5 protein-coding genes are annotated in these 14,358 nt (G+C 39.9%); 4 read left to right on the top strand and 1 reads right to left on the bottom strand.

Annotated elements, in window-relative coordinates; all coding sequences use genetic code 11:
• Positions 1-121 precede the first annotated feature (121 nt).
• Entirely contained in the window at positions 122-1,420 is a 1,299-nt protein-coding gene (locus tag ACT29I_RS00930) for a class II aldolase/adducin family protein (RefSeq protein ID WP_430932633.1), read from the top strand.
• 1,121 nt (positions 1,421-2,541) lie between these two features.
• Positions 2,542-4,683, top strand: a complete 2,142-nt coding sequence (locus tag ACT29I_RS00935; protein ID WP_430932634.1) for a TIM-barrel domain-containing protein — start codon at positions 2,542-2,544, stop codon at positions 4,681-4,683.
• 77 nt (positions 4,684-4,760) lie between these two features.
• Here the strand turns inward: ACT29I_RS00935 and ACT29I_RS00940 are convergent, their stop codons facing one another.
• Positions 4,761-7,256: a glycoside hydrolase family 2 TIM barrel-domain containing protein gene (locus ACT29I_RS00940; RefSeq protein WP_430932635.1), complete on the bottom strand. Its 2,496-nt coding sequence runs from the start codon at positions 7,254-7,256 to the stop codon at positions 4,761-4,763.
• 331 nt (positions 7,257-7,587) lie between these two features.
• On the opposite strand from ACT29I_RS00940, the gene ACT29I_RS00945 reads away from it, so the two are divergent.
• Both ACT29I_RS00945 and ACT29I_RS00950 read left to right on the top strand, forming a co-directional pair.
• On the top strand, positions 7,588-9,771 hold the full coding sequence (locus ACT29I_RS00945; RefSeq protein ID WP_430932636.1) for a glycoside hydrolase family 3 C-terminal domain-containing protein: 2,184 nt from the start codon (positions 7,588-7,590) through the stop codon (positions 9,769-9,771).
• Positions 9,772-9,933: 162 nt separating this feature from the next.
• Positions 9,934-14,112: a hybrid sensor histidine kinase/response regulator gene (locus tag ACT29I_RS00950; protein ID WP_430932638.1), complete on the top strand. Its 4,179-nt coding sequence runs from the start codon at positions 9,934-9,936 to the stop codon at positions 14,110-14,112.
• Positions 14,113-14,358 lie beyond the last annotated feature (246 nt).

Here is a 14,358-nt window from a genome sequence, read left to right on the forward strand (position 1 = left end):
ATTAGATATTCAGGTAGTAATAACAGATATAACAGTATATTAAAGTGGTAATTGGAAAAGGGATACTGCTTTATAAGTTGAGAAATCCTGAATCTTGATACTTGACACTAAATTTTAGCAAATGAAACAACTAGATGTAGCGTTAATGCACCCCAAAGTGCAGATAACAAAAGTAATTAGCAGGATTTATAAAAATGGAATGACAACCACCTCAGGTGGCAATATTTCCATTAAAGACGAGAATGGTGATATCTGGGTAACGCCATCTGCCATCGATAAGGGCACATTAACGGAAAAGGATATCATTTGTGTGAAAAAAGATGGAACCATCATTGGAGATCATAAACCTTCATCCGAGTTTCCGTTTCATAAAGCCATTTATGATGTGCGCCCTGAGATTAAGGCTGTGATTCATGCCCATCCGCCAGCCTTGGTCTCGTTTAGTATTGTAAGGGATATCCCTAATACCAATGTTATACCGCAGGCTAAGCAAATTTGTAGAGAAATTGGTTATGCGCCATATGAGTTGCCAGGCAGTCAGGAGTTGGGGGACAATATCGCTGCGCAGTTCAAAGGCAGTGATATCATGGCGGTGATTATGGAAAACCATGGAACCGTATTGGGTGGTTCCGATATGATGGATGCCTACACAAGATTCGAGACCTTAGAGTTTTGTGCCAGAACCATTATCAATGCGAAAACAATAGGAGAGCCTGTGTATCTAACGGATGAACAAATCAACAAGTTTGATTCGCAAATCCCACATGGTTTTGCTAAAAACGATGAGGTAACCTATCCACCGGAAGAACGTGAAATCCGTCAGGATATTTGTAACATAGTTCGACGTGCCTGCGACCAGGGGTTGATGATTAGTTCGTACGGCACGGTATCTGTTCGCTGGAAGGATAATGACTTTTTGGTAACACCTCCCAATGTTGCCCGATGGGATATTATGCCCCAGGATATTGTTCAAATAAAAGGAGGCAAGGCAGAACCGGGAAAAACACCTAGTCGCTCAGTGGCTCTGCACCAAAAAATTTATGAGTTAAACCCTCATATTAATTCTATCATACTTACACAGCCTCCTTATTTAATGGCTTATGGCACAACAGGGGTTAAGTTTGATGTAAGAACCATTCCTGAAAGTTGGATATTCCTACAGGATGTACCTCTTCTCCCATTTGGTACCTATTTTGAAGGAGACTTAAAAATTCCGGAGTTGTTAAGTGAATCCGTGCCTTCCGTTTTGATCGCAAACGATTCATTTTTAGTTACGGGAGATAAATTGCTGCAAACCTTCGATAGGCTGGAAGTTGCAGAATTCAGCGCCAAGTCGCTGGTTATGGGAGCCCCATTGGGCAAGTTGTTCCCGATCAACGATGAGCAGGTAGAGGCCTTGAGAAAGAAGTTTTTAGGGTAAATATTGCTAAATGTTTATTGTAGTTTGTAAAGGTGGGCTAATAGGCTCACCTTTTTTTGAGTTAAATTATTTCATGCACTGAAAAACAGTCTCACATGACGAGTGATTAACTAAAGTTCTAATTATTAATACGCCGATTTCAGATGCCCTGGGAACAGATTGATATGATATTAATTTAGACTCGGAGATGGTCGCTGCATACTTTTATTATCAGTAGGCGTGAGCAGAGTTATCAAGCTAACAGCCATGGAAGAAGTAATAGTGAAGCGTACAATTGTAGAGGATATTTTGATGAGGAAGGTAACCTATTCATTGTTCGCCAAAGTAATACGGTAGCTAAAGATCAGAAGGTTGATGTTAAAGTTGATTATACATACAATTACACAATTGATGGAAGCGAAGATGCCGATAACGTTGCTGTCCATATTGAGTATGTGGCAGTATCAAGTGAAGAATATGATTTAGTTGCCTATGGAATAGCTGTTGATTTAAGTGGTTCTCTGGCAGTAAATGGGATGACGATTGAAGAAGAAGTGCGTAATTAACACAAGGGGTATTGTTTACTAGTTAGTGATTTAATAAAGGGATTAATGTTATGTTATGATGATTTCCAAATAACATCGAAGAAACAATTCATTTTCTGTTTAATGATTCAATTAAACACACGCGAAAAGGAGACAACATTCTCCCTTCTTTTTTCAGGTTTCAAAAATTAAAAACATCCATCTGCCAAATATTACTCTCTTCCGGCCATACAAACTCTTTAAACCCGTCATGTGCATTAGAGATCCTGTTACGCAATCCAACCACTTCAAAACGAGTCGTTGCACTGAGTTCAACACACCGGATCGGTGCTCCTGAAAGTAATCGGGACAAGTAATGCCTCGTTTCAGTAATGCCTTGTTTTATTGTACTTGCAATGCTCATGACGAACCTCCAATACATAATCCGGGTTCAACCTGAACATATTACTAGTTGTTCATCCCAAATAATAAATCTTAGTTGTTTACTAAGACATTGTGAAAACAAACAAGAATAAAATTTTAATTCATAGATGAAAGTTGTAAATTAAGCAATGCTATTAATTGTTTGTTGGTACTAGTATAACCTTATTTAAAGACATGAAAATAAAAAGTATTGTACTATCCTTGCTGTTGGTAGTAGCGGTAATGAGCGGGGTTTGCGCTCAGAATATTGAATTATTGATCAAGGATGATGTGGCTATGTTTTATCCGGAAAACTTTGATGCCATGAGTCATCTTCCTTCTTTTGCTTTACTAGAAGAGCCCCAGGTTATTGGGGAACTGCCTTCGGAATGGAAAACGAAAGTCGAATTTTACCAATCTTCAAACAGAAGTTATGCCCAGGTATCAGTCGGGGAGAATGTCGATTTATATGGTACGGGAGAAGTCACGGGAGAATTGCTGCGTAATGGAACTACCAGGACTTTGTACAATACGGACAATTTTGTTTATGAACGCTTTCACGGTTTAAGATTGTACCAATCACATCCCTGGGTATTGGGGGTTAGGGACGACGGTTCTGCTTTTGGGGTATTGGCCGATAATACCTGGCGCCAGGAAATTTCATTGGGAACGGAGATTGTGTTCTCGGCGGAAAGCACACCGTTTAGGGTTTTCGTAATTGAAAAAGAAACTCCACAGGAAGTAGTAAAAGAGCTTGCCGAACTGACGGGCAAAATGGAGCTTCCACCGCTGTGGAGCCTGGGTTATCAGCAATGCAGATGGTCGTATTATCCTGACACCAGAGTTAAAGAGATTGCAGATACTTTTCGTATAAAAAAGATACCATGTGATGTGATTTGGATGGACATTCATTACATGGATGCGTATAAAGTGTTTACATTTTCACCGGATCGTTTCCCTAATCCGACGGAAACTAATAGGTATTTGCACAATAAAGGTTTTAAATCCATATGGATGATTGATCCGGGAGTGAAGTACGAAGAAGGTTATAGTGTTTACGATTCGGGTAAAGAACTGGATGTATGGATCAAAACTAAAGATAGTGTTGATTTTAAAGGAGTGGTATGGCCGGGAGAATGTGTCTTTCCTGATTTTACCCAGACCAAAACCAACAAGTGGTGGTCGGGGCTATACAAGGATTACATGGCAACGGGAATAGATGGTGTTTGGAACGATATGAACGAGCCCGCAGTGTTTGGGACACCAACTTTTACCATGCCCGCGGATAACATACATTTGGGAAGTGAGGTATTACAAAAAAACATGCACCTGAGATATCACAATGTGTACGGTATGATGATGGTTAAAGCTTCCCGGGAGGGAATTCTGGCTGCCAATCCCAAAAAAAGACCGTTTGTTCTTACGCGTTCTAATTTCTTGGGGGGTCAGCGTTATGCGGCAACATGGACCGGGGATAATGAGTCCAGTTGGGAGCATTTAAAAATGTCTATACCCATGAGCCTTAATCTAGGGCTTTCAGGTCAGCCCTTTAACGGGCCGGATATTGGCGGTTTTGAGGGGAATGCCACGCCTGAGTTGTTTGGGCATTGGATTGCTCTGGGCACTTTTTACCCTTTCTCGAGAGGGCATTCCATTGAAGGTTCCAAACCACATGAGCCATGGGCTTTCGGAGAAGAAATAGAAAATGTGTCGCGCAAAGCAATTGAAAGAAGGTATCGTTTGTTGCCCTACCTGTATACCCAGTTCTACGAATCTTCAAAAACCGGAATGCCTGTAATGCAACCGGCTTTTTTTGCCGATGTTCGAGATCTTAACCTTAGGGGGGAAGACGAGGCTTTTTTATTTGGCCCGGATTTATTTATTGTTCCCAAGTGGGCAGATGAGGTAAGCATGCCGAAGGGAGATTGGAAATTGATTTCAATTATTGGTGAGGATAGTTCAAAAGACCAATATTTGCCCGATGTAATGATTCGTCCCGGAGCCATTGTTCCGTTGGGTAAGGTCATTCAAAACACCACACAGTATTCAATAAAAAATTTGGAATTGATGATATATCTGGATGAAAATAATAAGGCATTGGGAAAGGTATATTACGATGAAGGAGAGGGGTTCAAATACAAAAACGGAAAGTACATCTATCTGACCATAGAAGCTGTTAATAAAGATAATAAGGTGAGTATTAAAGTTGTTGATGCAGAAGGGAAAGGATCATTTGATAACGTGCTTACATCAATTCAGGTTCTGTTGGGGGATCAGATTTACAAAGTTAAAGGAAACCTGATGAAGGGCATTACTTTTAGCGTGATAGATATCTAAGCGTTAAATCCAAAAAGCACCTAAAACATAAGTCTTTGGTGCTTTTTTATTATTGGGAAATAGAAAATGTTAAGTTTTTATTTGGCAGAAGTAAGGGTAATCACCTTGTCTTGCAATCCGGCAGAACTTGCCTTGATATTTATTTTACCATTTTTTTTGCCCGATTTAACAATGACTAAACAAAATCCGTTAAATAGTTTGATCTTATCAGCTTGCAAGGGTTCAAGAGACGCAGGGTTTCCGTTGCCTACAGCAGCAATACTTCCGGCTCCGTCGATACTAAACTGAATGTGGTTATCTGCCAATAAGCAAGGATTTCCATCTCTATCCTCTACAGAAACAGTAATAAATGATAAATCTTTTCCGTCAGCGAAGATTTCAGATCTATCGGCTACCATCCTTATTTGATATGGATCGTTTGATGTTTTAATTTCTTTCATCGCAGCTTCCATGCCTTCTTTATAGGCGACTACTTTGATGGAGCCCGGATGGTAAGGTACTTTCCACGATAATCGGTATTTCGACATATAAGTCCCTTTTTCAAAAAAGTGGAATTCCGCTGGAATAGGAGTCATGTCTACACCTTTTATCTTTTTACCCATTGATTTTCCATTAACCAAAAGCTCTACCTCGTCGCAGTTGGTATATGCAATTACCGGAATAGTATCTCCTTCCATACCTTCCCAATTCCAATGCGGGAGTACATGAACCATAGGTTCTGTAGTCCACTGGCTTTGGTATAGGTAATATCTGTCTTTGGGGAATCCACATAAGTCAACAGGGGCAAAGTACGAAGAATGCGAAGGCCAGTTGTCGTTCCAATATCCGTGTGTTGAGTTATCACGTCCTCCGTAAGGTGTAGGTTCTCCCAAATAGTCAAAACCAGTCCACATAAATTCCCCCAACGATTGGGTTACTTTTTCCTGTTGTTCAAATTCTACATCGGGTGGGTATGCCCAGGGTGGTCCAACAATGGCATCATAACTCGAAACCTGGTTCGTTTCCTTTTGGGGCATAGCGTCAATTGGTAAGTGGTAAACACCACGACTACTTGTTTGTGAGGATGTTTCCGATCCGTAAACAATGTAGTTTGGATTCATATCCATCACTTCCTGATAATTTAATGGCCAGTAGTTTAAACCTATAATGTCAATATAATCGGCCAGTTTATTTTTAAACGGAGCAGGATAATAATTAAACCCGGCAGTTGTTGGACGCGTCGGGTCTTCGTTGTGACATATGTCCGTTAAGCGTTTGGCGATCTTCCAACCATCTTGGCGCCCTTGCTCCAGAATTTCGTTTCCAATACTCCACATAAACACGCAAGGGTGGTTTCTATCGCGCTTAATCATATCACGCAAATCTTTTTCGTGCCACTTTTTAAAGTACTTGTTATATCCATTCGGGACTTTGCCAATTTCCCATTCATCGAAAGCCTCCACCTGAACAACAATACCTAATTTATCGCAAATTTCAAGTAATTCGGGAGATGGTGGGTTGTGGCTGGTACGAAGGGCATTTACCCCCATGCTTTTCATAATTTCCATCTGGCGCTCTTTGGCTCGGTAATTAATAGCTGCGCCCAAAGGACCTAAATCGTGGTGCATACAAACACCTTTCAGTTTAACGGTTTTTCCGTTGAGCATAAAACCATTCTCGGTAGAAAAGGAAATTTCCCTTATGCCAAATGTTGTTTCGTATCGGTCTATAGTTTTAGCGTCTACTTTTATATATGAAACAGCTTTATATAGGTTTGGAACGTTAATGTCCCAAAGTTCCGGATTTACAACCTCTACATTTTGCTGTACGGTACCTGTTTTTCCCGATTGAATTACGATGTCTGAGTTAAGAGTTTGTAACAAAGCTCCGTTTGGTGCATAAATTTTGGTGGTTAATACAGCCGACTTCTCTACTCCATTTCCGTTGGCAATATATGTTTCAATGTTTACAGATGCTTTTTCTGAACTTACCTTAGGTGTAGTTATGTAGGTGCCATATTGCTCAAAGTGTAACCTGTTGTTAATCTTTAATCTTACATTACGGTAAATGCCGGCGCCGGTGTACCAACGTGCAGCCAAATCTTCTGGTTTTAGTTTTACGGCAATAATATTTTCCTCGCCAAACTTTACAAATGGTGTTATATCAATTTCAAATCCGATATAACCGTAGGGTCTATGGCCTGCAAATGCTCCGTTAACCCATACCTGGGCATTGTTCATCGCCCCATCAAATTCCACGGAAACCAGCTTCCCTTCTTGCTCTTTGTTGATTTTAAAATGTTTCCTATACCAACCGGTTCCGTGCACAGGAAGCCCACCGGTGCGTGCATTGTACTTGCTGTCGAATGGGCCTTCAATAGCCCAGTCATGCGGGAGTTGCAAATTTCTCCATTCGCTATCATCAAAATCGCTTTTTTCAGCATGTTCAGCTTCACCCTTAAAAAATAGCCAATTCTCGTTAAAACTGGTGTCCTCCACAAAATTACTTTGGCTGCAGCCAATCAACAATAAAAAAACGGGAAGGCTAAAAAAACACAACAATCTTATTCGGTTCGGGTCATTATTTTTTTTCATGGCTTATTTTAATATGGGATTTTTGTATCAGTAAAATTATAGTTAGCTCATCTGATTTACGAAAAATATAATAGTTTTAAGAGGGGAGTAATTATTATTATAGAATGGTTCAGAACTTAATTATTGTACCCCCTTATTAAAGATCTTGTCATAAAGCTTGTGGGGTGTAATAGGCTGAAAGTCAGGTTGTGTTGTAAGGAGCATAAAGCGAGAGTGAAATTTTAAAGGAATTTACCCCTCACATAAAGTCTAAAAATTGCATATTTGAGATGGGCATTTTTGCTATGTTTGACCTACTTTTGTGTCAGGATAAATTCATGAAAAATACAAAATGAAGAATCTTATATTAATATTGTTATTCACCGTTTCAGTGTCGGGATTAGCCCAGGAAAATGGTTTTAAATGGGAAGATTATACCTTACCTGCCGAAGAGCGAATTGATGCCATGATTGAAGCGATGACCCTGGAAGAAAAAACCAGCCAGTTGTTGGATCAGAGCAAAGCTATTCCCAGGTTAAATATACCTGAATATAACTGGTGGAATGAGTGCCTGCATGGGGTTGCCCGCAACGGTAGGGCTACTGTTTTTCCACAAGCCATTGGATTGGCTGCAACTTTCGATCCGGAACTGATACAAAAAGTTTCTACCGCTATCTCGGATGAGGCCAGGGCGAAATTTAATATTGCCATTAAAAACGAAAACCGTTCCAGATATGCGGGTCTTACTTTTTGGACGCCTAATATCAATATTTTCCGTGACCCTCGCTGGGGCAGAGGTCAGGAGACTTACGGAGAAGATCCATACCTGACGTCTCAAATAGGTATCGCATTCGTAAAAGGTTTGCAAGGGAATGATGGAAAATACCTGAAGGCTGCGGCTTGTGCCAAACATTATGCAGTTCATTCGGGCCCTGAAGAGTTGCGCCACGAATTTGATGCCATCGTGTCGCCGCGTGATTTATATGAGACCTATCTGCCGGCATTTGAGGCTTTGGTGAAAGAAGCGGATGTGGAGATAGTCATGGGAGCATACAACCGCGTACTCGGAGAACCTGCCTGTGGCAGCCCTTTTTTATTACAAAAAATCTTACGTCAAAAGTGGGGTTTTAATGGACATATTGTTTCCGACTGCGGGGCCATATCCGATTTCCATTTGTACCATAAAGTAACTAATGATGCGGCCGAATCAGCGGCTTTGGCTATCAATAGTGGTGTTGATGTGAATTGTGGAAATACGTACAAACAGCTGGTTGAAGCAGTTAAAAGAGGATTGGTTGTGGAAGATACCATTGACGCCAGGTTACGATCATTATTGCGTACCCGCTTCAAGTTGGGTCTGTTTGATCCTGTTGAACTAAACCCTTTTAATAAGGTAGGTGAAGAAGTTATTTGTAGCGATAAACATAGTGCTTTAGCTTTGGAGGCGGCTCGTAAGTCCTTGGTGTTGTTGACCAATAAAAATGATGTGTTGCCGCTGGATCCCAATATTAAAAATTTGTACGTCACAGGTCCGCAGGCTAATAATAGCGAGGTGCTATTGGGCAACTATTACGGAATGAGCAACCGTTTGGTAAATATTCTTGAAGGGGTAACAGCAGCGGTTGGTGCAGGAACCACCATAAATTACAAACAAGGCTGCCTAGCCTATCGCAAAAATGTAAATCCGATGGATTGGACTACGGGTGAAGCAAAAGCTTCTGATGCCATCATTGCCGTACTTGGGATTACTGGGGCTTTGGAAGGAGAAGAGGGCGAGGCGATAGCTTCCGATACAAAAGGAGATAGATTAAATCCGTATCTTCCTCAAAACCAAATTGAATTTTTAAGGAAACTTCGTAAAAACAATAAAAAGCCTATCGTGGTGGTAATGACCGGAGGTAGCCCTATGGTGATCCCTGAAGTAGAGGAATTGGCTGATGCGATACTTTGGGCCTGGTATCCGGGTCAGGAGGGAGGTACTGCAGTCGCTGACGTTCTCTTTGGTAAGGTATCTCCATCAGGCCGTTTGCCATTGACTTTTTTGAGATCGATCGATCAATTGCCGCCATACGAAGATTATAATATGAAAGGTCGTACCTATAAGTTTATGGAAGATGATCCGTTGTTTCCGTTTGGGTTTGGTTTGAGTTATACCAGGTTTGCATATGAAAGAATGGAGTTAAGTGCCACAAAAGTAAAGAGAGGGGGATCTGTTACGGTGGAATGCGATGTTAAAAATATTGGAGACAGAGACGGAGAAGAAGTGGTACAGGTTTACTTGACTCAGCCTGGGGCAGGGACAACGGCACCTTTTAAGAAACTAATTGGATTTAAACGTGTGGTTATAAATAAAGGTCAATCCGCTCATGTTTCATTTGAAATAACACCTGATTTAATGAAGCAGATTGGCGAAGATGGGAAAGAGTGGCTGAAAAAAGGGGAATACGCCATTGTTATTGGCGGCTCGTCACCCGTTAAGAATATGAAAAGGCTAGGCATTACATCCCCGGTAAAGGCTAGTTTTATACTGAGATAATATCTTTGTTAGGAAATGATAATTTATAACTTTGCCCTGCTACCATTCGGTAGTGGGGAATTTTTATTATGGGCAGTTGTGTTTTAAATCTTTTCTCGCCGGAGGAGCTTAATTATTCCTTGAAATGATTATTTTTAGTCGAAGAATTAAAAAGTGTATTTTATGCGTGCTATTCTATTATCTATCCTAATTATCTTCTCACTATCCATTGGGGCTCAGTCCGATTTTGAAAGGCTAGATACCCATGATGGACTTTCCCAAAACGACATTAACTTTATTTTTCAGGACTCGAAAGGCTTTATGTGGTTTGGAACGGTTGACGGACTGAACCGATACGACGGGCTGAGCTTCGTTCATTACAAAATTACCACGTCAATGGAATATCCTATTGGGAGTAATTTGCCTTTTTGCATGGTGGAGGATGAAGAAGGCAATTTTTGGATTGGTACAACGGACAATGGTATTTGGTACCTTGATCGACGAAAAGAACAATTTCATCAGTTTCCGTTGGAGCATAAAGGGGTACGTTTATTGGCAGGTTTACATGTTAACGGTCTGTTTTTAAATTCGGATGGCTATTTATGGGTTTCATCCAAGGATGGAGTGAGTGTTGTTGATACAAAAAAGTTTAAAAAAGAGGAATATGATAGTAAGGTTTATGAGGCTGATATTAATGGTGGGGATGAGCGTGCCCGGAATTTGAGCGTCATAAACATGATCACGAAAGATAAAAACGGGGATGTCTGGATGTGCGGGTCAAAAGGGGTATTCAAAATAGATGGGAACGGCTATGATAATCTGAAACTAAATAAAATTAAATTGCCTTTTGCATCGGGAGGTTACTTAATAGTTGAAGTTGATAGTGGGTTTATTATTACAACCTATAGAGGTGTTTTTTATTATGGTGATGACCCAAATTCCAATAAAAAAATTGTAAAGAAATTGGAGGATAATTACTTCAATAGGTTTATTGCTACCAGTAAGGGTTCTTATTTTGGAGGAAATAGTAAAGGTCTTTATGAATACAAGTGGGACAATAACAACCTTGAGTTAACTTTGGAGAATCATTTTACCTACGAATTTAACAACATAAAAAGCCTTTCCACCAACAATGTATATGCGCTTTACGAGGACCGATCAGGTTTACTTTGGGTGGGTACCAATGGTGGTGGACTGAATAAACTGGATTTAAATGAAAAAAAATTCGATCATTATTATCAGACTTCAAATCAGGGAAGCCTGTCTCACAATAAAATAAGAGCCCTTCACGAGGATAAAAAGGGAAATCTCTGGATAGGTACCGAAGGGGGTGGTATTTCCTTTATTCATAAGGGGAAAGTAGGAGGGTATGAAACGGGTTTCGAACATATTAACGTGTCAGAAAATGTGGCGCAACAAAATAATGTTTACTGCTTTGCGAATGTGCCCGGGGATGACCATAAAGTAATTATCGGGACTGGTTACCCGGTTAAACTTGCGTTAGGAAAACCATTGCCTAATGGTAAGATAAGCCTGCAATATCTTCCGGAAATAGTTCATAATCCGGTGTTTAAAATCTTTATCGATGAAGATGATAATATATGGTTGGCCACGTATCAGGGTGGCGTTTATCGAATGGGGTATGACACCCAAACGCAAACGTTAGATGTATACAACCATTTAACCATGAATGGGAACCCTAAAACGTCTTTATCATCTAATGTGATCCGTAACATAATTGAAGATGAAAACGGAGATATTCTTATTGGTACCGATAATGGTTTAAATATTATCAGAAGTTCGGAAAAAAATAGAAAAAATCCATATGTACAAGTGGTTAAAAATAGATATAAAGACGCCAGTTCTTTGGCGCATAATTATATTTTGGCCATGTATTTAGACTCAAAACAACGTGTTTGGGTTGGTACAATGGGAGGGGGGCTTTGTTTGATGCATGATAATGGTGGCGATGATATCACTTTTAAGAGATACACCTCGGAACATGGCCTGCCCAATGATGTAATAAAAGCAATCGAAGAGGATGAAAAAGGTCAGTTATGGATATCCACCAATAAAGGATTAACGCGTTTTAATCCAAACACGGAAGAAATAAGAAACTATTCGGTATCGGATGGGTTGCAAGATAATGAGTTTAGCGAACTAGCTTCTTGTAAAAGAGCAAATGGAGAGTTTTTATTTGGTGGAGTGAGTGGCTTTAATAGTTTTTATCCCAATGAAATAACCGATAACCCTTATGCTTCTGATATTGAATTTACCAATCTCACCATCTTAAATGACCCTATATTACCCGGTGTTGCACGAAACGGTCATGTAGTTCTAGCACAGGAATTGCCATCCACCGACTCTTTGCGATTCCGTTATTCCGAAAATAGCTTTAGTGTTGGTTTTTCTGCGCTGCACTTTGTGGCTCCTGAAAAAATTAGATACAAATATATATTGGAAGGTTTTGATACGAACTGGAACGAAATTAAAAGTATGGAGCCTATAGCTAAATATACCAATATACCGCCTGGCAAATACGTGTTAAAAGTATTGGCTACTAATAACGACGGTATTTGGAACTCTGTGCCTGCCAGCTTGTTTATTGAAGTGATACCTCCGTTTTGGCAATCCTCATGGGCATTAATGCTGTACACTTTGCTCTTGTTTTTTATGCTGATGTTCTTTCGAAGATACTCTGTAATTGCTGTAACTCAAAAAAATGAGTTGATGATGGAGCACTTCAAAAAGGAGCAAATGGAAGAGTTGGTTCAATTAAAACTGCAATTCTTTACAAATATTTCGCACGAGTTCAGAACGCCATTAACATTAATACAAACCCCGCTCGAAAAATTGATGGAGAAAGGTGGGGAACTCGATGAAACATTTCGTCAAAAGAGTTACTCTCTGATGATGAAGAATATTTCAATACTCAATCGATTAATCAATCAATTGATGGAGTTTAGAAAGTTGGAAAGGGGTAGTATGCCTTTGGAAGTTACTAAAGGAAACCTTTACGATTTGGTTAAGGAGGTAGTGGATGCTTTCCGTGAAATTGCTCAATCAAAAAACATTCAGTTTGAGATGAAGAGTATGTATTCCATTGTCGAACTATGGTTCGATTCCGATAAAATTGAAAAAGTCCTTTTTAACTTATTATCCAATGCTTTTAAGTTTACGCGCTCCGAGGGGAAAGTCTCAGTAGAGGTGAGCGAAGAAGAAATGGACGGTCAGGAGTGGGTTAGGATTGATGTGATTGATAATGGGCCAGGCATAGATAGAGATAAGCTACCATTCCTTTTTAATCGATTTTATCAGGCTGGCAGTCATAAATTGTCAAAGGTGTCCGGCGCGGGTATTGGACTTTCATATGCTAAAAACCTGGTGACTTTGCATAAAGGCTTGTTACAGGTGACAAGCGAGCCGAATGTGCAGACAAAATTTTCTGTATTTCTTAAAAAAGGTAAGATGCACTTTGACACGGGTGATTTCTGTGAACAAACAGTTGGTGATCAACAGCGCAAGGTAAACCTAACACAGGAAGTGCATTTAGCAAATCAAATTGAAAAAACAGATACGAAAGTACTTGTTAACGAGGATAAACCAACTGTGTTAATAGTTGAAGATAATCATGATGTACAAGAATTACTAAAGGAAACGCTACAGGATGATTTTAATTGTATTCAGGGCTATAATGGTAATGAAGGTCTTGATTTAGCCATAAAGTATACTCCAAATCTAATTATCAGTGATGTGATGATGCCAGAAATGGATGGTTTTGAAATGTGTGAAAAAATAAAGATTGACGAAACCATATGTCATATCCCTATCATTTTGCTGACCGCAAAATCAACGGACAATGATAAAATTGCCGGTTTTGTTGGTGGAGCAGAAGCATACGTGTCAAAACCATTTAAAACGGATGTGTTGTTGGCTCAAATAAAATCGATATTAGAATCCCGCAATAAGGTAATTCAAAAGTTCTCAAAGAACTTAAACGTGGAACCCAAGGAAGTCACGTTTACGTCTATCGACGAAAAACTGATTGAGAGATTGTTGAAAGTAGTGGAGATAAACATTGGGAACCCTGAATTTACCGTAGTACAATTGGCAGACGAAGTAGGTATGAGTCAATCTATTCTTAACAAAAAGCTGAAAGCATTGGTTGGGCAAACCGCCAATGTGTTTATTCGTACAATTAGACTAAAAAGAGCTGCTCAACTGCTGAAACTTAACCGACATTCGGTGACTGACATTGTATACGAGGTAGGTTTTAACGATGTAAAGTATTTCAGAGAGTGTTTTCGTAAGCAATTCAATGTAACACCATCTGAGTATGCAAAGCAAAACAGTGAGCAGTAATCCGGTTATTGGTCATAGGATTATAGTCAATAGTAGCTCGGTAGTAAATAGAGTTGAGGAATGAGAGCAGCTGTAAGGTATACATGTCTTATGTTTTTTAAGCTCTTCGTTTAGCCTTGAGGTTGGGAAAAACACCCTGCCGGAGGTGGAGGGATGGGGCATTTATATCTTGCTAACAACCAACAACCAACAACCAACAACCATTGAACATAGACCGTTGATTATTGACTGCTGCCTGCTGCCTGA

This window comes from Saccharicrinis sp. GN24d3 (assembly GCF_052400645.1).
GTDB lineage: Bacteria > Bacteroidota > Bacteroidia > Bacteroidales > Marinilabiliaceae > Saccharicrinis.